23 protein-coding genes and 2 tRNA genes are annotated in these 24,050 nt (G+C 45.3%); 2 read left to right on the top strand and 23 right to left on the bottom strand.

The features are described from left to right. Positions 1-446: 446 nt before the first annotated feature. The 23 genes from ONB37_16165 to dcd form a co-directional block, all read right to left on the bottom strand. On the bottom strand, positions 447-1,469 hold the full coding sequence (locus tag ONB37_16165; protein MDZ7401691.1) for a C-terminal binding protein: 1,023 nt from the start codon (positions 1,467-1,469) through the stop codon (positions 447-449). Between the two features lie 260 nt (positions 1,470-1,729). Next, a tRNA-Pro gene (locus ONB37_16160) sits at positions 1,730-1,804 on the bottom strand. Positions 1,805-1,896: 92 nt separating this feature from the next. Next, complete coding sequence (locus tag ONB37_16155) at positions 1,897-2,256, bottom strand: MerR family transcriptional regulator (protein ID MDZ7401690.1); 360 nt, start codon at positions 2,254-2,256, stop codon at positions 1,897-1,899. 69 nt (positions 2,257-2,325) lie between these two features. After that, a complete protein-coding gene (locus ONB37_16150) occupies positions 2,326-3,096 on the bottom strand; it encodes a polysaccharide deacetylase family protein (protein MDZ7401689.1) in 771 nt (256 codons plus the stop codon). A gap of 87 nt (positions 3,097-3,183) precedes the next feature. Next, the gene (locus ONB37_16145) at positions 3,184-3,387 is read right to left on the bottom strand and encodes a hypothetical protein (protein ID MDZ7401688.1); all 204 of its coding nucleotides are present in this window, start codon (positions 3,385-3,387) and stop codon (positions 3,184-3,186) included. Between the two features lie 84 nt (positions 3,388-3,471). After that, positions 3,472-4,593, bottom strand: a complete 1,122-nt coding sequence (gene ald, locus ONB37_16140) for an alanine dehydrogenase (protein MDZ7401687.1) — start codon at positions 4,591-4,593, stop codon at positions 3,472-3,474. A gap of 369 nt (positions 4,594-4,962) precedes the next feature. Beyond that, positions 4,963-7,041, bottom strand: a complete 2,079-nt coding sequence (gene pnp, locus ONB37_16135; GenBank protein ID MDZ7401686.1) for a polyribonucleotide nucleotidyltransferase — start codon at positions 7,039-7,041, stop codon at positions 4,963-4,965. A 51-nt stretch (positions 7,042-7,092) separates the two neighbouring features. Continuing rightward, positions 7,093-8,424, bottom strand: a complete 1,332-nt coding sequence (locus ONB37_16130) for a DUF4340 domain-containing protein (GenBank protein ID MDZ7401685.1) — start codon at positions 8,422-8,424, stop codon at positions 7,093-7,095. Between the two features lie 10 nt (positions 8,425-8,434). Then, positions 8,435-9,979, bottom strand: a complete 1,545-nt coding sequence (locus ONB37_16125; GenBank protein MDZ7401684.1) for a GldG family protein — start codon at positions 9,977-9,979, stop codon at positions 8,435-8,437. Further along, positions 9,976-10,764: an ABC transporter permease subunit gene (locus tag ONB37_16120; GenBank protein MDZ7401683.1), complete on the bottom strand. Its 789-nt coding sequence runs from the start codon at positions 10,762-10,764 to the stop codon at positions 9,976-9,978. The genes ONB37_16125 and ONB37_16120 overlap by 4 nt, the downstream gene beginning before the upstream one ends. Then, the gene (locus tag ONB37_16115; protein MDZ7401682.1) at positions 10,764-11,714 is read right to left on the bottom strand and encodes an ABC transporter ATP-binding protein; all 951 of its coding nucleotides are present in this window, start codon (positions 11,712-11,714) and stop codon (positions 10,764-10,766) included. The genes ONB37_16120 and ONB37_16115 overlap by 1 nt, the downstream gene beginning before the upstream one ends. Positions 11,715-12,022: 308 nt before the next feature. Next, complete coding sequence (gene rpsO, locus ONB37_16110; protein ID MDZ7401681.1) at positions 12,023-12,292, bottom strand: 30S ribosomal protein S15; 270 nt, start codon at positions 12,290-12,292, stop codon at positions 12,023-12,025. A gap of 81 nt (positions 12,293-12,373) precedes the next feature. After that, complete coding sequence (locus ONB37_16105; protein MDZ7401680.1) at positions 12,374-13,306, bottom strand: bifunctional riboflavin kinase/FAD synthetase; 933 nt, start codon at positions 13,304-13,306, stop codon at positions 12,374-12,376. 29 nt (positions 13,307-13,335) lie between these two features. After that, entirely contained in the window at positions 13,336-14,022 is a 687-nt protein-coding gene (truB, locus tag ONB37_16100; protein MDZ7401679.1) for a tRNA pseudouridine(55) synthase TruB, read from the bottom strand. Next, positions 14,019-14,372, bottom strand: coding sequence for a 30S ribosome-binding factor RbfA (rbfA, locus tag ONB37_16095; protein MDZ7401678.1), 354 nt, complete (start codon positions 14,370-14,372; stop codon positions 14,019-14,021). The genes truB and rbfA overlap by 4 nt, the downstream gene beginning before the upstream one ends. A 298-nt stretch (positions 14,373-14,670) precedes the next feature. Further along, entirely contained in the window at positions 14,671-14,952 is a 282-nt protein-coding gene (locus tag ONB37_16090; GenBank protein ID MDZ7401677.1) for a DUF503 domain-containing protein, read from the bottom strand. 117 nt (positions 14,953-15,069) lie between these two features. Next, positions 15,070-17,925, bottom strand: coding sequence for a translation initiation factor IF-2 (infB, locus tag ONB37_16085; protein ID MDZ7401676.1), 2,856 nt, complete (start codon positions 17,923-17,925; stop codon positions 15,070-15,072). 96 nt (positions 17,926-18,021) lie between these two features. Continuing rightward, the gene (gene nusA, locus ONB37_16080) at positions 18,022-19,284 is read right to left on the bottom strand and encodes a transcription termination factor NusA (GenBank protein MDZ7401675.1); all 1,263 of its coding nucleotides are present in this window, start codon (positions 19,282-19,284) and stop codon (positions 18,022-18,024) included. Positions 19,285-19,318: 34 nt separating this feature from the next. Beyond that, positions 19,319-19,777 carry a ribosome maturation factor RimP gene (locus ONB37_16075; GenBank protein MDZ7401674.1) on the bottom strand — a complete coding sequence of 153 codons (459 nt, stop codon included), beginning with the start codon at positions 19,775-19,777 and terminating at the stop codon, positions 19,319-19,321. A gap of 114 nt (positions 19,778-19,891) precedes the next feature. Next, positions 19,892-20,566 carry a tetratricopeptide repeat protein gene (locus tag ONB37_16070; protein ID MDZ7401673.1) on the bottom strand — a complete coding sequence of 225 codons (675 nt, stop codon included), beginning with the start codon at positions 20,564-20,566 and terminating at the stop codon, positions 19,892-19,894. A 93-nt stretch (positions 20,567-20,659) separates the two neighbouring features. Then, positions 20,660-20,734: transfer RNA gene (locus tag ONB37_16065), tRNA-Arg, on the bottom strand. A gap of 379 nt (positions 20,735-21,113) precedes the next feature. Further along, the gene (locus tag ONB37_16060; protein MDZ7401672.1) at positions 21,114-21,788 is read right to left on the bottom strand and encodes a cytochrome c biogenesis protein; all 675 of its coding nucleotides are present in this window, start codon (positions 21,786-21,788) and stop codon (positions 21,114-21,116) included. Positions 21,789-21,852: 64 nt separating this feature from the next. Then, the gene (gene dcd, locus ONB37_16055) at positions 21,853-22,392 is read right to left on the bottom strand and encodes a dCTP deaminase (protein MDZ7401671.1); all 540 of its coding nucleotides are present in this window, start codon (positions 22,390-22,392) and stop codon (positions 21,853-21,855) included. A 176-nt stretch (positions 22,393-22,568) separates the two neighbouring features. Between dcd and ONB37_16050 the strand changes: the two genes are divergently transcribed. Together ONB37_16050 and ONB37_16045 are read left to right on the top strand one after the other, a co-directional pair. Then, positions 22,569-23,129, top strand: coding sequence for a hypothetical protein (locus ONB37_16050; protein MDZ7401670.1), 561 nt, complete (start codon positions 22,569-22,571; stop codon positions 23,127-23,129). A 116-nt stretch (positions 23,130-23,245) separates the two neighbouring features. Then, the gene (locus ONB37_16045) at positions 23,246-24,043 is read left to right on the top strand and encodes an MBL fold metallo-hydrolase (GenBank protein MDZ7401669.1); all 798 of its coding nucleotides are present in this window, start codon (positions 23,246-23,248) and stop codon (positions 24,041-24,043) included. The last annotated feature ends 7 nt before the right edge of the window (positions 24,044-24,050 follow it).

The raw sequence follows: 24,050 nt of genomic DNA, 5'->3' as shown, positions 1-24,050 counted from the left end.
CTTGGTGGGTTATATTTTTTTATATTAAAATTCGTTCGACCAAAAAGTTCGTCCAACCAATAAATGTCCACTTTTCTGAGAAATTAGCTTTTGCTTTCCCTTCTAATGATCAAGACGATATCTCATTTTAGAAGGAATTCAGTTTCATATAAAATTTTTCTTGGGATCATTACCATGCCGTTTGATTCGACTTTATTGGACTTTTGAGATTCAAATTCACTTATCTATTGGGCGAGCAAAAAGTATTTGAACCTAAGGTGATTATCATTTTTGAATGATAAAATAGCGAATTTAACTTTTAAATACAAGCTAATTTTTAAGAGAGGACTGAACTTTGGTTCGGTGGAATGATTTTGATATCACACAGGTCATAAGTTTTTGGAACAAAAAGTAAATATCATCCCAATTGTTGCCTGAGGTATGTTAGAGCTGGTTTCATTATATCTTTAACTTGGTACTTTATTTAAAACTTCGGGATTCACAATATTGTAGGGCAACTGGCCAGATACCATTCGAACGATGTTCTCAATAATTTTTTCTCGGATGCGCCATTCTGATTCGACCGAATACCATGCCAGGTGAGGGGTGAAATAGATATTCTTGATTTTGAGCAAAGGAGAATCAGGCTGGGGCGGCTCGCGATGTTCATAGACATCGATGGCAGCGCCAGCGATCCATCCTTCCTGGCAGGCGCGAATCAGCGCGGCTTCATCCACGATGCCGCCGCGCGCGGTATTGATGAGAAATGCTGATGGCTTCATCAGGCGTAATTCGGCTTGACCGATCAGATGGTGAGTCTCTGCTGTAAGCGGTGTGTGGATGGTGAGGAAGTCCGCACCTTTTAAGGTCTCGGCCAGAGGAACCGTAGTAATCCCTAATTCTGCCTTGCGTTCTGGGGTCAGATAAGGATCGCAGATCAGATACCTCATCTGAAACCCTTTGGTTATCCGAAAAACCATGCTGCCAATTCTGCCGCAGCCCACAATGCCCAAAGTTTTGCCGCTCAGGCAGTAGATGGGCGTCACGGCTTTGAATTGCCACTCTCCGCTCGCGACCGATTGTTGCATGGCCTGTTGTTGCAAAGCGAACCTTCTGGCACAATTCAAAAGCAGCATCACCGTTTGTTCAGCCACTTCTTCGACGCAATAATCTGGAACATTGATGAACAGAATACCGCGTTCGGTCAATGCAGCCACGTCGATATTATCGTAACCGACACCATGACGGATGACCAGGCGACAACGATCGAGCGCCTGAATGATGCGGCGAGGGAGCGGCATCATATTCACCACGAGAATGTCTGCATCCTTGACGGCTGGGATAATTTCCGCCTCGGGCGCTTGTTTCAATTGAAAAGCTTCAAACTCGATCTCGCGCCAATGAGCCAAATGCGCGCGCTCCCAATCGAGATCTTGCTCGATATAATCGGTCACCACCACCCGCCAGGTTCGCTGAAGCTTTGCTTCCATTATTTTCTTTTTTTCTTTCATTCCGTGAATCGGTGCAAATTGCTGGCATCATTACAATTTCTATCCTTGCGAACACGAGAGAGGGTTGTTCCGTTCTGCTCTTTCCGATTGGAGCATTTTTCAGATGGGTTCCGATCAACCGTACTGCTTACTTTAAAATGTCTTGAGGTAAGAGGCACCACTGAATTTCATCGCATTGGATGAATAATTCGGAACGCATTCAAATAAAAAAGGGCAAAATGTTATTTTGCCCCTGCTCGTCGGGGCGAGTGGATTTGAACCACCGACCCCTTGACCCCCAGTCAAGTGCGCTAACCGGACTGCGCTACGCCCCGAAAATCATCTGATACAGTCCCATCATCAAGCCGTTACCGCAATTTTCAGACTGGATCGCCTGTCTTCTCAACGATGGGACTTCGCTTCGCTGCTATTTCTTATCATCCAGAATGTCCAGAAGCTCTTGAAGATCTTGTTTTAAAGAACGAATCACGTCATTTTGGTTTTCTGGAAACGGCATATCCAACTGAGATGGTTTGATGGGCATCAGCGTTTTTAATTTCTGACGAGCCCCTTCTATGGTGTACTTATCTTCATACAACAATTTTTTGATCAGAAAAATCAGCTTGATTTCGCTCAACCGATAAATGCGGTTGCCAGCCCGGTTCTTTGCTGGCTTCAATTGTTCGAACTCCGTCTCCCAAAAGCGCAGCACATATTGCTTCAGCCCGGTAATTTTACTGACTTCGCTGATCGAATAATAAAGCTTCTTTATTGAGTTTGATTTCATATTGCTGGTGCCCAGCAAATTTTCGTGCATATATATAAGAATTATTTCATAAAAAAGCAACAAATTTTTTTAGCGATGAAGCCGTTTATACCAGATCGTCCCGTGGGAAGCAAGGCTAATGAGGCGTTGCTTGAAGCGCTCCATCCACGAAGCAGCGAGCTTTTTTTTGAACCAGCTCAGGGAATCGATACGATAAACGCCGAGCCGGGGCACTCGAAACTGCCACGGCAGATCATTCCAACGTTGGGATACCCAGAGCGCACAAGCGCCGCAGTAGCCAGCCTGCTGAGCCACATCTATCACCCGACGATCGAATCGATTGAAAGGATAAGAAATAAATCGGACACGCTGGTTTAATTTGGATTCGATCACTTCCCGAGATCCTTTCAACTCGTTTTGCAACTCTTTATTAGAGAGAGAGACCAGATCAGGGTGGCTCACCGTGTGCGATCCAACTTCCCAGCCAGCTTGGACCAGTAGTTTAATCTGATCCCAGCTCAAATGTCTCGAATATATGCCTCCTAAATTCGCATCCCACCGATTCCAATGTCCCACATAACCAGAGACGATAAACAGGGTCGCCTGAAACCCAGCCGCTTGCATAATCGGGAAAGCGTGCAATAGCACCGACTCGTCCGAATCATCAAATGTGATGATAATAGGGCGACGCGTAGGACCCACTTCTATGCTGGAATCAAAATATTGCTCCAGGGAAATAGTATAAAAATGATGGTCCACCAAGAATTGTATCTGGCTCTTGAAAGCCCGAGGGGAGACGGAATTAATGCTCCACTCAAAACGATCGCTGACCTTATGATATGCTAAAATCGGAACATTCACAACACTGCTCCTCGCCCAATCAAATGGAACGGACTTTATCAATCCCGCATAGCCACAGGCTATCAAGTTGCTCCAGATCATCTATTTTTAAATATCCGTCGCGGTCGCAGCGCCACTTGATTCATCAGCCGAAAAATCGCCCGGCTCGAACTTTGAATCAAGATATATTCCCTTACAAAAAACGCGAATTGCTCTGCGACCGCATCCATGATCGCCTTCATCGACCTCAGTCAGATCGAACTCCACTTCCACAAAATCAGCGACACATGAGTGTTGACCCGTGCAATCCATCTCTCTATCGAGAGGGATGACTTGATCATTAACCAAAATGAGCGGAATGAGATCGAAAAATTAAAAAAGGACTGGGCTATACGCTTATAGATTTTTAATCACTTCTTCCAATGGCGTATACGGCAGATTAAATGCCTCAGCCACTGGGCCATAGGTCACCTTACCAAAAATTACATTTACGCCCAGGGCGATCTCGCGATTGGTTTTAATTGCTTCCAGGTAGCCTTTATTTGCGATCTCAACAGCATAAGGCAATGTAACATTGGTAAGAGCGATCGTCGAAGTCTTTGGCACAGCGCCTGGCATATTGGCGACCCCATAATGAATCACGCCATCGACCTCATAGGTAGGATCTGCATGGGTGGTGGGATGGATCGTTTCGACACAGCCGCCTTGGTCCACAGCCACATCCACGATGACTGAGCCTTTTTTCATCAACTTCAACATGTCGCGTGTAATTAAATGAGGCGCCTTGGCGCCGTGGATCAACACCGCTCCAATCACCAGGTCGGCATCGGCGATCTGTTGCCGGATGTTTTCTGGGGTGGACATCATGGTCGTCACGTTTGCCGGCAACACATGATTGAGGAATCGCAGTCGATCGATGTTAATATCCAGAACCGTCACGTTCGCGCCAAGCCCAGCCGCCATTTGCGCCGCATTGGTGCCAACGATGCCGCCGCCGATGATGACAACCTTCGCTGGCGCCACACCAGTCACGCCACCCAATAGGATGCCACGTCCGCCGAACGTTTTCTCGAGGCATCGCGCCCCAGCTTGAATCGACAACCGACCGGCCACTTCGCTCATCGGATTGAGCAACGGCAAACTCCCATCCGCTTTTTCGATCGTTTCGTAGGCGATCGCTATGCAATGGCTCTTAATCATCGCTTCGGTCAACTCTCGGGAGGCCGCAAAATGAAAATATGTAAATACAATCTGCCCTTTTCGAATTAAACCATATTCAGATGACAGGGGCTCTTTCACCTTCATAATCATGTCGGCCTTCTCATAAATCTCTTTAGGGGTGGCAATGATCTGCGCCCCAGCTTTCTTATAATGATCGTCTTCAAAACCACTTCCGAGGCCAGCCTTGGTTTCGATTAGCACTGTATGACCATGCTGTCGCAAAATCTCAACGCCAGAGGGTTGTACCGCCACTCGATTCTCATTCGCCTTGATTTCCTTTGGCACACCAATAACCATAATCAATCCCTCCTAAAAATGTTAATTGTGAAAAGTGTATTAGATTCCATAGAGTGATTAAAGAAACATTCCTTTGCATCTCAAACATCTAACTCATAATTGCCGTTTAAATAGACCGAAATTGAAAGTGCAGATGAAACTTCCTCATTGCGACAGATGATCACAGAACGAATTTCAACCGTCGATCTCTACAACCTGGATGAGTTTGATTGCAAAGCCAGCCGCTGCATTTGCCTCAGCGCCTCAAAACCAATGAGAACAAAGCAAATCGTTTGCAATGCAATAAGAATTTCGCTGGTTGCTTCTGCTGAGCTGGCTTCAAGAATCCATGGAGCTATGCGCCGAAATCGGACCGGCGGCTGAAACGGACTATCGCTCTAACAGCACTTTGCGGCTCAGGTCCATTTTGCCTTGTTCATCGATTTTCATCAGCTTGACCTGAATTTCATCTCCGATCTTCAGCACATCTTCTACCCGCTCGATCCGACGATTTTCAATCTGGGAAATATGGAGCAATCCTTCCTTACCTGGGAGAATCTCCACAAAGGCGCCAAAATTCATGATCCGCTTCACTTTTCCAGTATAGACCTTGCCCACTTCCGGCTGTCGGATCATGTTCTCGATCATTTCTTTGGCCCTCCGTCCATTTTCTGGGTCCACTGAAGCGATCGTGACCACGCCATCGTCACTGATGTCAATGGCGACATCGGTCTTTTCGATGATATCGCGAATGGTTTTGCCACCGGGACCGATTATGGTGCCGATATATTCGCTATCCACCTTGAACGTTAAGATTCTGGGCGCATAAGCGGAGAGCTCTGGCCGAGGTTTATCGATAACTTTATTCATTGCGTCAAGAATATGAAGCCGCCCCTGTTTGGCCTGGGCCAACGCCTCTCGCAAAATTTCCAAGGATAATCCTTTGATCTTGATATCCATCTGAAACGCATTGATCCCTTTGGCCGTCCCTGCGACCTTGAAATCCATGTCTCCGAAATGATCTTCGTCCCCCAGGATATCGCTCAGGATGACGTAGCGATCGTCCTCCTTCACCAGCCCCATGGCGATTCCGGCCACTGCCTCTTTGATCGGAACGCCTGCGTCCATCAGGGACATTGAACCGGCGCATACGGTCGCCATGGAGGAGGAGCCATTCGATTCCAAGATATCCGACACAATTCGGATCGTATAGGGAAAGATGGTATCGCTGGGGATCACATTTTTGATCGCCCGTTCGGCCAGATTGCCATGTCCGATCTCGCGACGACCGACCCCCCGAATGGGGCGCACTTCTCCCACGCTGAACGGCGGGAAATTATAATGCAACATATAGCTCTTCGAAAATTCACCCTCCAGCTCATCCATTTTCTGTTCATCCATTTTGGTTCCCAGCGTGGTAACGGCTAACGCTTGAGTTTGCCCGCGCGTGAACAATGCCGAACCATGGGTGCGAGGTAGCAGACCAACTTCGCAGGTGATGGGACGAATTTCGTGAGGCCGACGGCCATCCAATCGAATATTGTGCTCTAGAATCATCTTCCGGACCAGGTTCCGTTGGATCTTCTCCAGCTCTTCCTTGATCAATATCTCTGAATCTGGAAATTGCTCAGCTAACGCGGCCTGCACTTCCTCTAACAGATTGAATAACTCATTAGAGCGCTGCGTCTTATCTTGGATCGCCATAATCTGTTCCAACCTGGGCATCGCCATTTGCTGAATTGCAGTTACCAGCGCTTCATCAGCCTTGATCACTTGGTAGGCCATTTTGGGTTTGCCACATTCACGGATCAATTCGTTCTGTAAAGCCACCGTTTTTTTAATATGCTCATGGCCAAATGCAAGGGCCGCGATCATATCATCTTCACTGATTTCGCGCGATTCACCCTCTACCATGACGATCGAATCCTCTGTCCCAGCGATCACCAAATCCATATCGCTCTCTTCCAATTCGCTGTATGTTGGATTGACGATAAATTCTTTATTGATCCTCCCCACGCGAACGGCGCCCACTGGGCCGAGAAATGGGATATCAGAAATAGATAAGGCCGCAGAGGTGCCGATCACCCCGAGCACGTCTGGGTCATTCTCTCGATCTGCTGAGAGCACCATCACAATGATTTGCACCTCGTTGCGAAAATCATCAGGGAACAGTGGTCGAATGGGTCGATCGATGATCCGCGCACTTAAAATTTCGTTATCACTTGGTCGTCCCTCCCGCTTAATATAGCCACCAGGGATTTTTCCCGCTGCATAAGCTTTCTCTCGATATTCCACACTCAATGGGAAGAAATCACTCCCCTCGACTGGCTTGCGGGTCGCTACGGCTGTTGCCAAAACGACGGTCCCCTCATATTGGACCACGGCGGCCCCGTTGGCCTGTTTCGCCACTTTGCCAGTTTCGATACTGAGCGTTCTTCCTCCCCAGGTCATTTCCTTTCGAACTATCATCGTCCCCCCTCCTATTGCTGTTGAAACTTGTTCTGTCATTTTCCTTGTTCCTTATTTATCTGTAAAATCCGCTGCCACAACGGACAGCTCTTGTTTAGCTTGTTGTTTTACCAAATGCACCGCTTTGGTTAGCTGGTTCTTTAGACAGATCTTATCATCAACTGCTTTTCCCATGATAAAATCCGCCAAAATCCTTTCTCCTTTCATCAATTTGAGCTGAATTTCAGGCCGATCAAAACCATAATGCTGATCCGAACGATATGGCGGATCAATAAACTGAGCCACCTTCAAATCCTTTATCTTATATAGCAAAGAGTTGATCTTCCATGAGCGCGCTAGCGCGGAATCGGGTTGAAGCATCACCCAGCGCCCAAGACTATCCTTGCGACAATGGAATATTAGCCCTGGACGTTGCAACAGAATCGTCGTCACGCTATCTGGTTCAAAATTCGCGATGGTTTTATCTCGCAAATCATATAGAGAAACATTTAACCGCGCCACCAGACTCGAATCGATCAGCAGCACGGCTGGACGATTCGGGTCTCGGGCATAATATTGGCCATTCTGTCGCCTACCCACTTCCAACCGACCCTTGGGATGATTCGAGCTATCGTATAGCGTGATGGTCAGCCAGGGTCGATCCAGTGCGTAGCTTGCCAGCTCATCGCTGGTTTCCGATGCGATTTCTTTCACTTTATCATCAACAAGTTGATTGAGCATGGCGTCCAACCGATCTTCATCTGCGAAGGCCGAGATCGGCTCTCGGATCCACCACCGCCATTGACGATCTCGCTGGCACTGAAAATTTTTGCCTTGATTGGTGATCATCACGCTGGCGATATTTTTGGGCTCAAATTTGAGGATAGATTTGTCCCGTACATCGAATAACGATTTGGTGGCGCTATTTTTCAGACTGATTGGAACCAGAAACACCTGGTTTGAGCCATTTTTTCGACAGTAGCATTCGCTGCCATCCAGATTATTATTCCCAATAAATAAACTATCAATTCGATCGCCTTGTTGGATCACCATCGCCTGTTGATAGGGAACAAGACCGAACTTGGCCAGATCATGGGGATTGTCTGAAACAAATCTCCCTTTTTTCATCCAGCGCAGATTGTCCAAAATTGTCGCGATTGTAAGGCTATCCGCGTCTGTAACCACTGGCGAATGGATCTGGTAGTGCGAATCGACCTTTCGGATTTCGATGTTGCTGGGCAAAAGCGTGAGCCTGGTGACCCGAGCCACATCGATTTGAACTAATTTTTGCTGTTCTTCCCTTTTCGCCTCTCGCCATTTGCCACCTTCAACCTCGAAAAAATAGGCGTAAGCCGCGAGTCCCAAAAATAGTAATAGCAATATGATCAATCGTCGCGATGTCATGGGAAATCATTCATTTTCGATGCACATAGATTACCACCCCAATAATCAGGATGGACAATGGCAGAAACACAACCCCAAGCCAGAAAATTAATAGCGATTGCTGGGTCGTCAACGAAATCCGATTATCTTCAGCCTGTTTTGGTCGAATGGCAATCAGTTCTCCCTGCTCAGCCAGCCAATTGACAGCATTCAGAAATAGATCCCCATTGCCTTGAAATTGAAAAAAACCATTGGTTATGAAATCCGAATCACCGAACACCACCACTCGGGCCTTGCGTACCGCGGCCGTCGTGTCATTGTCAGAGCCCTGAACTTGCAACTTCACCTCTTTCTCCGCTGCGGCAGCAATAGATACCGGACCTTTCAAATCCTGCCCCTCATCGAATTTGACCCGGCTGGTCAATCGCGTCTCCCCCCAGCTATTGGGGAAATTTGATGTCTGAGCCAATGACGAAACTGTGATCCCAGCCCGGGGCTGATTCACTGGAGTGACTGATCGAACCAGATGAAATAGGGTCATCAAATTGAAATCACGGGTGATCTCATGCTCTGGATAACTGGTCACCAACGGGGCCGCGTATCCCGCCCCGAACAATTGTCCCATCGGTGAAATATCGATAACCGTATTATCGCCGATTTCAAATCCCCATGAGCTCAATAAAGCCCTGAGGTCAGGTTGGTCTGGATTCAGGAGCACCATTAGCCGCCCGGCGCGATTAAGATATTGCTCAATCAGCTGGTATTCATTTGGCAATAGATCTTTTTTCGGCCCAACGATCATCAACACCGAACAATCATCGGGAATTTGCTGGTGCTCGGCCAAGAAAATGGTGGCGACTTGATAGTTCTCTGCAATCAATTTCGTTTTCGCATGATGGAGCCCTCCTCGTTCCTCGTCATCAAGTTCCGGTTCTCCATGCATGGTGGTGAAATAAACTTTTTTTTCTCCCTCCTGCATCACTCGGATCAAAGCGTTCGTGATATCTGGCTCAGTCGCTTTGGTAATTTTCTCGATTTTATTGCCGTACTCTAAAACAAGTGTCTCATAATTTTCGATCTGATAGCGTTTCACTTGATCGGGATTCACATCTGGGTCGATGATTTCGTAGCGAAACCGTTTCGATTGATTGGCGTACTCCTCCAGCAGGTCTCGAATCGGTTGTTGATAGCTGGGCCGAAAGAACGCCTTGACGTGCAGCTCATGATTGAGCGATTTCACTAATTTTTTGCTTTGTGGTGACAGGCTGAACAATTTAGCCTGAGTGGTATCCCAGCGAAAATTATGTCGCCCCGCTATAAAATTGACCAGCCCCAGAATGCCCAAAACGATCATAATCAATGCGACAGTATTGCTGCCGTAACGGAACGATCGGGTGGAGATCCATTGCCGAACTGTTTTCCGCTCCAGCCAGCAATAGATGGCGAAGGATGCCACCGCAAGCGTCAGCGCCAGCCAGCTAATCATTGACCATTGCTGGGTAATTAAATTGACCAGCAGCATCAATGCGATCAAGATCAGCGCGGCGATCGGCAAGTATTGCTTCCATTGAATCATCGGCTGCCCCTCCAGCGGCTGGATTCCAGAGAAGCGTAACTGAGAAATAATCCCATAAAGATAAAACTGAGATAAAAGACAATATGCTTTGAGTCGACTACCCCTTTTTCGAAGTCTTCAAAATGTTCAATCAATGAAAGTTGACCGATGAACTTCCCCAATGCAGGGCTTAGAAAATCAGTAACCCAGCCGATCGCCCAGAACATCAAAATCACCGCGATCGTGCTGACGGCTGCTATAATTTGATTATCAGTGAAGGTTGAAAATAATAGGCCAATAACCAAGTAACTGCTCCCGATCAGCCACATGCCCAAATATCCAGAGAAAATCTGAGCGATCTCTGGTTTGCCGTAAAGAAACAAAAACAGCATATAAATCAGCGTGATCGCCAACATCGTCGAATAGAGCGCCACGGCGGCCGCGTATTTTCCGAGCACCAATTGAGCTGTCGTGATCGGCGAGGTCTGCAAAAGCTCTATGGTACCGTTTTTCTTTTCTTCCGCGAATAATTTCATGGTAATCAGCGGCAAAATCATCAGGGCAATGGTTGCCATATTGCCGAAAAACGGCCGCGTAACCCATTCATGGAGGTTCATGGCTGGCGCTGTCTGCTGCCATTGCTGGGCATATAGGTCGATTTCGTAGCACCGTTGCACGAACGAAGCTAAGATCAAATAGAAAAAAATGCCCACGATAGCGATAAACAGCGCAATGACCACATAAGCAATGGGCGCTACAAAGTAAGATTTCATCTCGCGCTCAAAAATCGCCCACACTTTTGCCACTAGTTCATTACCTCCTGTTCATTTGTGGTCAATCTTAAAAATACCTCTTCCAAGCTCATCTCGGCTTTTTTCAGTTCATAAAGATCCCAGCCATGATTCACAATCGTCCGCGCAAGCTCGCTGCTGATCTCTTGATGTAATGAACTCGTTACAGCGTAACTGGCTTTGTTATCCCCCAATGGTTCGGCCAGCGTGACATGGGTCACGCCAGGAATTTGCGATAGGCATTGCTGGACCTCAGTGAAGGGTCCACCAACGATGAGAGTGACCTGCTCTGCGCCTTTCAGCTTGGCCATAAGGTTTTCGGGCCGATCTTCTGCAACTACTTTGCCCCGATCAATAATCACCACGCGTTGGCAGGTCATGCTCACCTCTGGCAAAATGTGGGTGCTGAGAATTACCGTATGCTTGCCAGCAAGCTCGCGAATTAACTGGCGAACCTCGATGATCTGGATCGGGTCCAATCCAATCGTGGGCTCATCGAGGATCAGCACCTCGGGCTCATGAATAATCGCCTGGGCTAATCCCAGCCGCTGCTTATAACCTTTCGACAAATTTTTAATGATGGTATCTGCGCGACCGTTGAGGCCAGTTTTCTCAATGGCAAGCTTAATCTTCTGCTTTCGATCCCGCGGCGCAATTCCCTTCAGTTTGGCGACAAAATCGAGGAATGAGGCCACGGTCATCTCGGCATACAAAGGAGGATGTTCTGGGAGATAGCCAATTCTCTTTTTTACTTCCAAGGGATTTTCAAATACATCAAAATTCGCCACCTTCGCGCTGCCTCGAGAAGCGGGGAGAAAACCAGTGAGGATCCGCATAGTCGTGGTTTTTCCGGCGGCATTTGGACCAAGAAACCCCAATACCTCCCCTTTCTCCACGCGAAATGACACATCTTCAATTGCAGCTACCTGACCAAAGTAGCGCGTAAGCTGTTGGACCTCAATCAACGGGGCTAAACACCTCCTCAAATTCTCAAGCAACCAATCTTAGCAACGCGATCTATTAATAACTCGAATATGAATGCGAAAACGTATGGCGATTCATTGGCAATCGTTGATTCCTGTCTTATTCAAAATCTTTTTTCTACCCATCTGATGCAACTCCCATCATGGTTTGCGAGCCATCATCATTGACAATCCGACGACCGTTGAAACAAACCAAATTTATATGATGGGCGCTAATGAGATTGGGTTCTTATCTTCAAGGAAGCTGCTCAAATCACAGCCAAATTGATCCCAAGAGAAAAAAAATGAATTTATCTTCGGATGCCCAATGCTTCGATTAAATTTCGATATTCATCGATATTTTGTCGCTGCAAATATTGCAGGAGTCTTTTTCGTTGTCCAACCAGCTTCAGCAGTCCTCGGCGCGAATGATGATCCTTGGGCTGGGTTTTCAGATGCTCTGACAAGTGCACAATTCGCTGGGTTAGCAGCGCAATTTGGCTTTTGGTGTTCCCAGTATCTTTCTCATCTTTACCAAATTTCTTGAAGATCTCGAGCTTTGCTTCTTTGGTAAGCGTCATATTTCTCTCCTAACAAAGTTTAATCAAAAAAACAGATATGGATTTTATCCAACTTAATGATTTTCGCAAAACGAAAGGCTTTTACAAGCCCAAAATCGCTCGGGCGGTCGCTTTGTCCCGCTCGATCCGCTCCACAAGCTGACTCGCGGAGTCGAACTGCTGATCATCTCGAATTCGCGAAACAAACTCGATTTCGATTTTTTTGCCGTATAAATTCCCAGAAAAATCCAAAATATGCAATTCGATGGTCTGATGCTGATAAGCAAACGTAGGCTTGCTTCCGATATATAAGACCCCAGGATATCGTTCTGATTGCAACTTTGCCCATACCGCATAAATGCCGTCCTGAGGGATCAACTTTTGTTCGGAGACGGGCGATAAATTCGCCGTCGGGATATTGAGCGTTCTCCCTCTTCCTTCACCGGGCACTACCGTGCCAGCCATCCGATAATTTCTGCCCAAAAATCGGGCGGCCTGCTCAACGGCCCCGCTTGCTAATAGCTTACGAATCTTGGTACTACTGATGATGACACCATCCAATGTAAATGGTGGACAAACGACAATCTCGTAATTGTACTGGTGACTGAGCTGGTTTAGCACCTCGAAATTGCCCTGGCGATCTTTCCCAAATGCATGATCATAGCCGATCACGATCGTCTGGAAGCCGATCTTGTTCACCAAAATTTGTTCAATAAACTGCCGCGAACTGAGTTGAGCAAATTTGATATCAAACGGGATAATGATCAATCGGTCAATTTGATACTGCTCTAAGATATCGATTTTTTCCTCGATGGTCGTGAGCAATCGCAGACCATTTTTCTCTGCAAGCTTGACGACAAATTGGGGGTGCGGCTCGAATGTAACAATCGTAACACACCCCTGGCGCTGGCTGGCGGATTCGTGCAAAGTCCGAATGATCGATTGATGTCCGAGATGGACTCCATCGAAAGTTCCAGTGGTTATAACACAATTCGCTTCATGTTCAACATCATCAAGATTTCGAAAGATCTTCATGCCAAAGCTACGTCACTCGTTGCAATCTATCATCGTGGTGAGTTTAATAGGAGTTTAAACTGCTCCAAATGCATCGCATTCGCGATATCAAATTCTCCAATTTTTGTGCGAATCAAAGACCTCAAATTTCCACCACATCCGAGAGCCAAACCGATATCCCGCGCTAATGCCCGAATGTAGGTCCCCTTCGCGCACCGAACTTCAATTTTGGCAATCGTCCCGTCAAAGGATAGCAACTTAATCTGATCAATATGGACCAATTTCGCCGTTCGCTCGACCACCTGGCCATTCCGAGCTAATTGGTACAGGCGTCTTCCTTGCCATTTTTTCGCCGCAAACATAGGCGGAATTTGATAAATATCTCCCACGAACCTCTGACAAATCTGTTCCACTTCTGAAGCCGTCAATTTCGGAACTGGACGCTGCTCAATGATCCGGCCGGTCAAATCATCCGTATCTGTGATCACCCCAAACTCGATCTCGCCGATATACTCTTTCGGGAGTGCCATCAAATGTTGAACTCGTTTGGTCGCTCGGCCACTACAAAGCAACAATACACCTTCTGCAAAAGGATCCAACGTGCCCGCATGCCCTACTTTGGCGCCAATCAATTTTCTTACTTGTTTCACCATCCAAAATGAGCTCGGACCCACTGGCTTGTAAAAATTCAATATCACGCCTGCTTCAAAATCAAACGGTTTCTCTAACCATATCATGAAACATCCGACTCTTTGATCTGATGCAATAGCAACTCGATCCGCGCTGCCTCATCTAAACCTTCATCGTAGAAAAACTCAATTTCTGGGACAAACCGCAATTCAGTGCGCTGCCCAATCTCAAATCGAATAAATCTCTTGGCTCGCTCCAGACCTTTCGACGCCCCAGCTTTAGCTGATTCATCACCCAATACCCGATAATAGATACTGGCGTGCTTTAAATCATCAGTCACTTTAACAAAAGTGACTGTCACCGGTTTTATTGCAGGATCTTTGAGCGTAAAAAAAATGATCTGGCTGATCTCTCGCTTGAGGAGCTCAGACACGCGTTGTGATCTTTTGTATTTCATGACAGCACTTTTTTATGTCGGCTTTTTCAACAAATTCCTATGCAATTCAACCCATCATTTAGAATCAAACTTTGCTGAAAAACTTCCTGGCTCAGACAACTTATTGCAGCATCAAACCAAACTTGTGGACAAATACGAATGATTAAACTCGTTGTGTGGTAATCCTTCTGAACATAGCGAACGATTTGGTTGCAATGAAATTTCCGGACCCAAAGATTTCTTCCTGCAGCCGAAATGAGAGAGAGGTGGGTTGTAGTTCAATTGAATTAGATTGACAAGGTCAAATTGGCATTTCAGGCTAAAAAATCTCCAGGGAATGATCAATAACTTCTACACGAACATCGCTCGCAATCAATGAAACAACCTGGTTCAAGGTACTATCAATGATTTTCCGATCATTGGACACGATAGCCACACCCAAGGAACACCGTTGCCATTTATCGTTGTTCTCCACCTCAGCCACAGACACATTAAACTTATTTCGAATTCGGGTCTTGATACTGTTCAAGACGAACCGTTTCGACTTTAATGATCCGCTCTCTGGGATATAAAGCTCTATTTGACCAACACCCACCAGCATCTCACTTCTCATCCAGTTCGTAATATGATGTGCGTTTTTTGATTCATCCATGCATATCATGTGGAGCCGTGTAAATGGCTTTCAATAAAAGGTCATCATTGATATCATGGAGCAAAGCTAACTTGCTGCGGCCAGGGTTCGTTTTACCTCGACTACTCGGTAAACTTCCATGATATCACCCACCTTAATGTCATCGAAGTTTTCGAGTCCAATTCCACACTCAAATCCGCTGACCACCTCACGAACGTCGTCTTTAAATCGCTTTAGCGAAATAATGCGCCCTTCATAGATCAACTTGTCTTCGCGGTACAAGCGGATGTTGTCGTTTCGAGACACTTTCCCAGAAAGCACATAACAGCCAGCCACAGTACCAACCTTGGGAATACGGAACGTGTTTCGGACCTCTAATGTGCCCAGGCTTTCCTCCTCATAAGTGGGCTCTAACAACCCTTCCAGCGCGCTCTTCACGTCGGCAATCGCATCGTAAATCACGCGATAGAGCCGAATGTCGATATTTTCCTTCTTGGCCAATTCGCGAGCATTGATGGTCGGCCGCACCTGGAAGCCGATAATGATCGCATTTGAAGCGCTGGCCAATAGCACATCGGACTCAGTGATCGCACCCACTCCCTTTCGGATAATCTCCACTTTCACCTCATCGGTAGAGAGCTTAGCAAACGCATCCCGAAGCGCCTCTACCGAACCATCCACATCGCCTTTGATGATCAACGAAAGCTGCTTCACACCACCTTTTTTGATCCGTTTTGAAATTTCATCGAGGGTGATGTGCTTAAAATAGCGTTGCTCCTGTTCGCGCCGGATCTGTTGTCGTTCCAAACTGATCGCCTTGGTATCGCGTTCAGATGGAAGCACAATAAAGGTATCGCCAGCCTGGGGCAGTCCAGAAAAACCAATCACCCGAACTGGCACAGAGGGTCCAGCTTCTTTCAATTTTTGTCCAAATTCATTGAACAAGCCTCTCACTTTGCCGTAATGTTGGCCGACAATAAAAGGATCGCCGATCTTCAGCGTGCCGTTTTGGACCAATACCGTTGCAAGGACCCCTTTACCCTTATCAAGTTGGGACTCGATCACGACGCCCTTGGCCAAGCGATTCGGATTTGCTTTGAGCTCCAGAATCTCTGCTTCAATAAGAATGCTCTCTAACAATTTGTCGATATTTTGACCTGTCTTCGCAGAAATTTCGACACATTGATATTTTCCACCCCACTCTTCAACCAGCACATCATGCTCTGCCAATTGCCGCTTAATGGCTTCGGGATCCGCATTGGGCTTATCGATCTTATTGATAGCCACAATAATTGGAACTCCAGCAGCTTTGGCATGATCGATGGCTTCAACGGTCTGGGGCATGACGCTGTCGTCAGCAGCCACGACCAGCACGACGATATCGGTCGCCTGGGCACCTCGAGCTCGCATGGCGGTAAAAGCTTCATGTCCCGGCGTATCCAGAAAAGTGATCATTTTGCCATCGACACCCACTCGATAGGCACCAATGTGCTGAGTAATTCCCCCCGCCTCTGTTTGAATGATATTGCTTTTGCGAATATAATCAAGCAATGAAGTCTTGCCATGGTCGACGTGTCCCATAATTGTCACCACTGGCGACCGCGGCTGAAGCTGAGATTCGTCATCTTCTTGCTCCAATTCCTCGAACAGCTCGCTGCCGTACTCGGGAATAATTTCGACTTGGTAACCAAATTCATCCGCAACGATTTGGATGGTCTCTGCATCCAGACGCTGGTTGATGGTGACCAACATCCCCAGTTCCATGCATTTTTTGATCACCTCGCTGGTCTCAACCTCCATCTCACGAGCCAAGTCTGCCACAGTAATGAATTCGATGACCCTGAGGACATTGTCCTCCTCAGGAGCGAGCTCATCGGATTCCTTCACCTTCTTGCGCCGTTTGCGATGATGGGTCGTCTCCTCCAGCGCCGCAAACGTTTGGCGAATCGATTCCTCAACTTCTTCATCACTGATAATGAATTTCTTTTTCTTCTTGAGCTTCTTTTTGGGTTTCTCGATGAGCTCAGCTTCGAGCAGTCGTTCAGCTTTCTTCTTTTTCTTTTTCTTCTTCCGAGGAGCTACTGGCATTTCAAGTTCATCAAGATCCAGCTCCGACTCACCTTGAATTAATGCCAGTCGTTCTTTTTTCTTTAATTTTTTCTTATGACGTTTCGGTTTTAGTTCCCCTTCGGGAGTGACCACCAGCCGCTCTTTCCGCTTGGCATCGATCTTTCGAATTAAATCGATTTCGAGTTCCTTTTCAGTTTTCTCTTTCTCAGCTTTTTCTACTTTTTCAGGCATCTGAGGTGCTTCAGTAGTAACAGCTTCTAATTTGACCTCAGGAACCTGTTCACTGGGCTGCTCCGGCAAAACAGACTCTATCGGCGCTGGTTCAATGGAAATGGACTCGGGTTCAACGGAAGGGGCTTCTGCCACGGGTTCTTCCGGTTGGACGAGGACTGGCTCAGCTGGCAAATTGGGCTCTACCACTCCCAGTGATGGCTCCTCTGGCATAGAAACCTCTGATGGTTCTGGCTTCGGCGGAACCACTATCGATGGAGCTTCTTTCGGCTTCTCTTCTACTTCAGTTGGAGTGGTTGGAATCGGCAAGGGCTTCTGTGCCTCCTGCTTGCGGCGCTTCGGGATCTCAGTCCTCACCATCTCGGAAATTTTCAGCATTTCCTCATATTCTTGAAGCTCCTTACGTTTCTTTTCTTCCTCGATCGCCCTTTTCTCTTTGAGCTTCTGCCGAATATCTTCATCGACGCCAACGACTTTGATGTCCCGACTGAATTTCTTCGCCACCTCCTGATACATCTCATCCGTCACAGGGCTCATGGGGCTATGGACATCAAAATTGGCCTTGATCAAAAAATTCATTAATTCGTCGATCGAGATATTGAACTCTTTGGCGACTTGATGTATACGACGTTTGCTACTCAAATTAATCTACTCCAATCTGAATGAGAATTATTGCTCGTTTTAATTCTTACCACAAAAGCCGGAGCAATCAAATTGCTGCTCATGACCAGTAAAATTTTATTCAGTATCTTTTTGATGGCCTCCTTTCAAATTTTCGATTACCGCATATATTTGTTCGATGGTCTTGGGACCAATCCCATGGATTTTAAGGATCGCCTCTCGATCGGCCTCCATCAAATCCTTGAGCGTTTCATAACCACTTGCGATAAGTTTTGACACCAATGATGTCGGTAACCCTTCAATTTCCGTCAATTGAACCTCTTTGGCTTTCCCTTCTGAAATCACTTGCGAATAATCATATTCTTTAATGGTCTCAATTTCATAACCAGTCAATTTGGATGCCAGCCGCTTATTTTGCCCCCCTTTGCCAATGGCCAATGAAATCTGATGATCTGGGATTACTGCCACAGCTTTTTTATGTTCTTCATCGATAATGATTTTGACTGGCTTTGCTGGGCTTAGCGCCCGAGCAATGTAGATCTCTGGCTCCGCTGACCAATTAATGATGTCAATCTTCTCATCATTCAGCTCCCGCACGATCGATTGAATCCGAACTCCTTTCATACCCACGCAAGCACCCACCGCATCGATTCTCTTATCGTTCGAGTAAACAGCGATTTTGGTCCGATCCCCCGCCTCACGGGCAATCCCTTTAATTTCGATGATTCCATCATATATTTCCGGAACCTCTAACTCAAATAGTCGGATTAAAAAACTGGGATCAGCTCGCGAAACGATAATCTCAGGGCCACGACTGGTCCGATTGACCTCTTTAATAATGACCCTGAGATTTTCACCGCGGCGATATTTTTCATTATGGATTTGTTCTTTCTTTGGGAGAACAACCTCTACCCGATCTACGTTCAAATAGACATCATTCCGATTTATCTGCCGGATATTCCCAATGATGATTTCTCCTATTCTATTTACGTACTCGGCGTAAATGCTCTCCTTTTCGGCCTCTCGGATTTTTTGATTTAAATTCTGTTTGGCAGAAATGATCAATCGCCTGCCAAAGGTGGAGGGGTCGATGATGTCTAAAAATTCATCACCAATTTCCAAATCAGGCTCAACCTTTCGGGCAGTTTCCAAATCGATCTCAGTCACCGAATCAGTTACTTTTTCAACAATCGTTTTAATCTGGCAGATCTCGATCTCCCCCTTGTCCATGCTGACGAAAATATTAAAATTGTCCGTCGTACCGTATTTCTTTTTTACGATCGAATACATGATGCTTTCGAGGATCTCACTCAAAAGCTCCTTATCGATATTCTTATCTTTGACAATTTGATTGAAGGCTTCAACAATTTCACTCTTCATAGACCGAAATCTCCTGATTAAACACGAATGATCGCTACCATACTGGTAGAATTTTAGCTAACAGAATTTTCGACATAGTAATTTTCTTCTGCTGGTCATCCTCCAGAATAACAACGGCATCATCATCGACTCCCTCAATTTGCCCGATCACAGTGACGCTATTCCCCCCTTCATCCAGATATTTGATCTTCACTTGGCGACCCAGATTTCTTTGAAAATCTCTCATTGACTTTAATGGACGATCCAAACCTGGAGATGACACTTCCAATCGATAACGACCAGGTAGAATATCGCGGCGATCCAAGGCATCTGAGATTTCTCGGCTTAAAATCACACATTGATCCAGCGTAATTCCACCATCTGTGTCCACAAAAACGCGCAATACCTGTGCGCCCACTCTGCCTTTAAGCTCCAAATCGATAAAATCGACCTGGTGCGATGTCAAAATTGGCAGGATTAGATTTTTGATCTCATTTAGCAGAATCGCATCCATTAATAGATTTATCTCGCTTATAACAATAAAAAAGTGGGAGAATCATCCCACTTTAAATAAACAATATAATAAATTTATTTTTAATTTGCAAGAAATTTTTGCTATGATTCTTTTTTATCCTTTTAATTTTGCCAACAACATTTCGGCGTCGCTTTTAAGTGCTGAGTTCGGATATTTCTCAATAAGTTTTTCATAACACCTCTTTGCATCAGCAAAGCGGTTAATCAATTTGTAGCACCGCGCCGCATCCATTAACTGTTGGGGTGCGCTAAAATGAGTCGAATATTTGATTGCTGCCTTTTCATAGTTTTGGGCTGCGTCCTGAAATTTTCCCTGCTGCTCCAAAGAAGCCGCTAAACCGGAGTATGCAGCACTGCTAAGGATGGGATCATCTCCATAATCGTCCAGATACTTTCTAAAATATTTGGCTGCGTTGTCGAACTCACCTTTTTGGAAGTAAGAGTAGGCCAACAGGTATACACCGCGAGCAGCACTTCGCGTTCCGCTATAATCCTCGCTCATGTTCAGCAAAATATCAATGGCTGGCTGCAATTCACCTCGCATTAATTTGGAATTTGCTTCAGCAAGCTTAACAGAGGCATTTAGTTCTGCGGACTGCTTACTGCGGATAATCAACAACGTAATTAAAATGATCGCAGCAAAGACTCCTAAGCCAATCAGTACTTTATTCAAATTTTGCTGAATAAAATCTTGGGCTTTAAAGTAAAATGTGACAAACTTATCCTCTTTAATTTGTCTTTTTGTAATCCGCTTTCGTGCTTTTAACATCTCATTGGTCCTTTTTCATTTTATCGATAATTTTTATTTATGAATTAGGGCAACCAGGCTCAATTCAGCATGCGCTTGCCATTTAATCGAGAGTGCCCCTGGCAGGACTTGAACCTGCGGCACGCGGTTTAGGAAACCGCTGCTCTATCCTAACTGAGCTACAGGGGCGGTTTTCCCATATTAAAACCGTCAAATATATTTAATTCAATTCAAATTGTCAAGCCTTTTTTCTGATGTTTTGAATTTAGGAAATCTATGGCTTTCCATCTGCTATTTTTATTTTCTTTTGGGGCTTTAGCGTCTGGAGGCCACGGAATCCTTATCTTTCTCCCCAAGCTTCCTTTTGTTAAAATGAGCTGTTTGTAAACATGAAGCGAAATTTCATACCAGACAATTATTTGTTTTTAGCATCTTCTGACTTTAATATTTCTATCTGCTGAGCTATTTTTTTCAGCCGACGGAACATCACAAATACGTAACCGAATAGGATAACCCATAGCAATACATAGGCTGAAATTAAAAAAGTAATATTGTTCATTATTACCCTCTAATGAGAAATTTGCCTTATTTGTTCAATACGATTTGTTAGTCTCTCAATGTCAACCCGCAAGATCAATAGCGTGATAAACAGAAATGTAAATGCGACCAAACAAACCATCAGAGTCTGAAACATGTGGGGATCCAAACCAGCGCCCTTACCAGCCATGATCATGACATACCCAGGATGCAATGTGCGCCACAATCGGATCGATAAATAAACAATGGGCACATCAATAAAACCGATGATCCCATAAACTGCACCGATTTTCGCAGCTTTCTCAGGTGATGTGATCATCTTTCGAAGTAAAAGGTAGCCTAAATAAATAAGCCAGAGAATTAGGGTAGTAGTCAATCGTGGATCCCAAGTCCAATAAGTGTTCCAGACTGGTTTGGCCCACAGCGGCCCTGTAATGAGCACCAAGCTGGTAAAAATTACGCCGATCTCGGCAGAACTAATTGCCCAAAGATCGAAATGTGTTCTTTTTTTCCACAAAAATAATATGCTGCAAACGAAAACCACTCCGAATGCTAAAAAACCAGTCCACGCGGAAGCAACATGAAAATAGAATATTTTTTGAACAACCCCCATTGTCCGCTCAATTGGTGCATAATAGAAAACCGCAGTAATACTCAAAACCATCAAAACCAGGCTGATGAATAAGACAACTTTTCTAATAACCATCTCTTTCACCAAAATTTTTTAAAGATTGATTTTGATTCGCTCAGCTTCAATATTGATCTATGCGCTATTTATGGAATTCGACATCCTCCATAACTCGACTGCCGGTCGCCTTTCGCTGTCCCTGATACTTGCCACTGTAAGGATTTGCGGCAGGTTGATCTAATTTCGCAAACACAAGTTGGCAAATACGGATCCCTGAGACCAATTTTATCGGCAGAATATTCGCATTATATAATTCGATGGTGATTTCCCCTTCAAACCCAGGATCGACCCAGCCAGAATTTTGAATAAATAATCCTAAGCGACCGATGGAGCTGCGGCCTTCAACAAAGGCAGTTAGATCATTCGGCAATTTCACAAATTCTCGCGTCGTCGCTAACAAAAAGGAGTGCGGTGGGATAATCACCTCATCCTGAATGAGTTCTTCATATTCTGGCCTTGTGACGAGATCCAGAATAGCCGTCCGATGTTGGGCGATTTTTAGATAATGATTTCCCAGACGGAAATCAACTGAGCCTGGTTGAATTTGGATATCTTCCAGTGGCTCAATAACCAGCTTTCCATCTTTTAAATATTGTCGAATGGTTTTGTCTGAAAGGATCATTACAAAATTTTTCTCCTATAAAATTTAGTAATCGTCTAAAATTAAGCATCTTTTACCATAAAAGCAAGCTAAAAGTTCATGCAAAAATACCTTGACTTTTTGAATAAATTGATTTATCTTTTAATGAATTAAATCCTCCCGTCATTTCATTGTTAGAAATGCGAAGGTCATCTAAGATGGAATATCCCACACAAGAAAAGCCTGTCACTCAAAAAGATCTATTCGATCTTGAAGATCGCTTAACCAAGAAGCTAGCTTCGAAAGAGGAGCTTAACCATCAAGTCTCTAAGCTGGCAACCAAAGAAGAACTCAGACAAGAAGTCGCTAAACTGGCAACCAAAGAAGAGCTCAGACAGGAAGTCGCTAAACTGGCAACCAAAGAAGAGCTCAGACAGGAAGTCGCTAAACTGGCAACCAAGGAAGAACTTAAACAGGAAGTCGCTAAGCTGGCAACCAGGGAAGCTTTAGAGGTTGTTGCAACCCAAGTTTTAAAAAACACGAATGACATCGAAGCCATTAAAAATGAGCTTAAGGTAATCAATTATCGGCTCGATCGACTTGAAGAAAAATTCGACACGAAATTCAATTTGGTCCTCGATGCTGTTGATAAAGTTTTCAAGGAACTTACCAATCATCGAACCGAAAGAGCAGCGGTAGATAGTGCTTTGAACCGCCACGTGCTTCGTTTGGAAGACCACGAGCAAAGAATTCAAAAATTAGAGAAAATGACTGCTTAATCACTTCAGAGTAATCAAGTTAACCATTTCTCACAGCAGCTTCATTATTTGGAATCTACCAATTTTAATTTGCAATTAGTCGCCATCAAAAATTATCAAATAAATTGATCTTAATTATGGCGAAGGTGGAGAGTAATTTTATTAAATTCCTCGGCACTGCAGGTGCTCGGTATGTAGTTGCTCGGCAATTGCGGAGTTCTGCGGGTATTTGGATGAACATCAAAGGAGACGACGTTCTGCTAGACCCAGGGCCAGGAACGCTTGTAAAATGCTGTGCGAGTCGTCCAAAATTATGCCCAGAAAAATTGAAAGCGATCGTGCTCACGCATTGCCATATCGATCACTCAACTGATATGAATGTGATGATCGAAGCAATGACCGATAGTGGCCGACATAAAGATCGGATCGTTGTCGTACCCTCGGAGGCGCTCTCTGGCGAGCCAGTGATTTTCAGCTATGTTCGCCCGTATCTTTCAAAAATTGAATTGATGAGCACTGGAGCCGAATTTAACATAACCCAAAACATAAAGCTCGTAACCCCCATCGCTCATGATCATCCAGTAGAAACCTATGGTTTAAAAATCATAACATCTTTAGGTGTGATTTCTCATATCGTAGACAGTGCTTATTTCGCTGGCCTCATTGATGCCTATGCAAACTCTGATCTGTTAATTTTGCATGTGGTTCGCTATGAGGATAAAAATGATCGCGAGAGAGGAATTCTTCATTTGACTGTTGCCGATGCTGAAAAAATTATCGGAGAAATTCGACCAAAATTTGCCATTATCACCCATTTTGGTATGACCATGATCCACGCCAAACCTTGGGAAGTGGCAAAGAAAATGACTGAAAAAATTGAAGTCCCTGTCATTGCTGCCAGCGATGGAATGAGTTTTAATTTAAATCAATTATAGAATCAAT

The sequence above is a fragment of the candidate division KSB1 bacterium genome, from assembly GCA_034506395.1.
Taxonomy (GTDB): Bacteria; Zhuqueibacterota; Zhuqueibacteria; order Thermofontimicrobiales; family Thermofontimicrobiaceae; genus Thermofontimicrobium.
The sequence above is the reverse complement of the archived record's forward strand: the minus strand, read 5'-3'. Positions and strand labels throughout refer to the sequence as shown.

Bases quoted from the DNA above. Each gene is read 5' to 3' on its own strand.
- ONB37_16165 (MDZ7401691.1), bottom strand. From the start codon at position 1,469: ATGGAAGCAAAGCTTCAGCGAACCTGGCGGGTGGTGGTGACCGATTAT.
- ONB37_16155 (MDZ7401690.1), bottom strand. From the start codon at position 2,256: ATGAAATCAAACTCAATAAAGAAGCTTTATTATTCGATCAGCGAAGTC.
- ONB37_16145 (MDZ7401688.1), bottom strand. From the start codon at position 3,387: ATGGATTGCACGGGTCAACACTCATGTGTCGCTGATTTTGTGGAAGTG.
- ald (MDZ7401687.1), bottom strand. From the start codon at position 4,593: ATGGTTATTGGTGTGCCAAAGGAAATCAAGGCGAATGAGAATCGAGTG.
- pnp (MDZ7401686.1), bottom strand. From the start codon at position 7,041: ATGATAGTTCGAAAGGAAATGACCTGGGGAGGAAGAACGCTCAGTATC.
- ONB37_16130 (MDZ7401685.1), bottom strand. From the start codon at position 8,424: ATGACATCGCGACGATTGATCATATTGCTATTACTATTTTTGGGACTC.
- ONB37_16125 (MDZ7401684.1), bottom strand. From the start codon at position 9,979: ATGATTCAATGGAAGCAATACTTGCCGATCGCCGCGCTGATCTTGATC.
- rpsO (MDZ7401681.1), bottom strand. From the start codon at position 12,292: ATGACGCTTACCAAAGAAGCAAAGCTCGAGATCTTCAAGAAATTTGGT.
- ONB37_16105 (MDZ7401680.1), bottom strand. From the start codon at position 13,306: ATGAAGATCTTTCGAAATCTTGATGATGTTGAACATGAAGCGAATTGT.
- truB (MDZ7401679.1), bottom strand. From the start codon at position 14,022: ATGATATGGTTAGAGAAACCGTTTGATTTTGAAGCAGGCGTGATATTG.
- rbfA (MDZ7401678.1), bottom strand. From the start codon at position 14,372: ATGAAATACAAAAGATCACAACGCGTGTCTGAGCTCCTCAAGCGAGAG.
- ONB37_16090 (MDZ7401677.1), bottom strand. From the start codon at position 14,952: ATGCTGGTGGGTGTTGGTCAAATAGAGCTTTATATCCCAGAGAGCGGA.
- nusA (MDZ7401675.1), bottom strand. From the start codon at position 19,284: ATGAAGAGTGAAATTGTTGAAGCCTTCAATCAAATTGTCAAAGATAAG.
- ONB37_16075 (MDZ7401674.1), bottom strand. From the start codon at position 19,777: ATGGATGCGATTCTGCTAAATGAGATCAAAAATCTAATCCTGCCAATT.
- ONB37_16070 (MDZ7401673.1), bottom strand. From the start codon at position 20,566: ATGTTAAAAGCACGAAAGCGGATTACAAAAAGACAAATTAAAGAGGAT.
- ONB37_16060 (MDZ7401672.1), bottom strand. From the start codon at position 21,788: ATGGTTATTAGAAAAGTTGTCTTATTCATCAGCCTGGTTTTGATGGTT.
- dcd (MDZ7401671.1), bottom strand. From the start codon at position 22,392: ATGATCCTTTCAGACAAAACCATTCGACAATATTTAAAAGATGGAAAG.
- ONB37_16050 (MDZ7401670.1), top strand. From the start codon at position 22,569: ATGGAATATCCCACACAAGAAAAGCCTGTCACTCAAAAAGATCTATTC.
- ONB37_16045 (MDZ7401669.1), top strand. From the start codon at position 23,246: ATGGCGAAGGTGGAGAGTAATTTTATTAAATTCCTCGGCACTGCAGGT.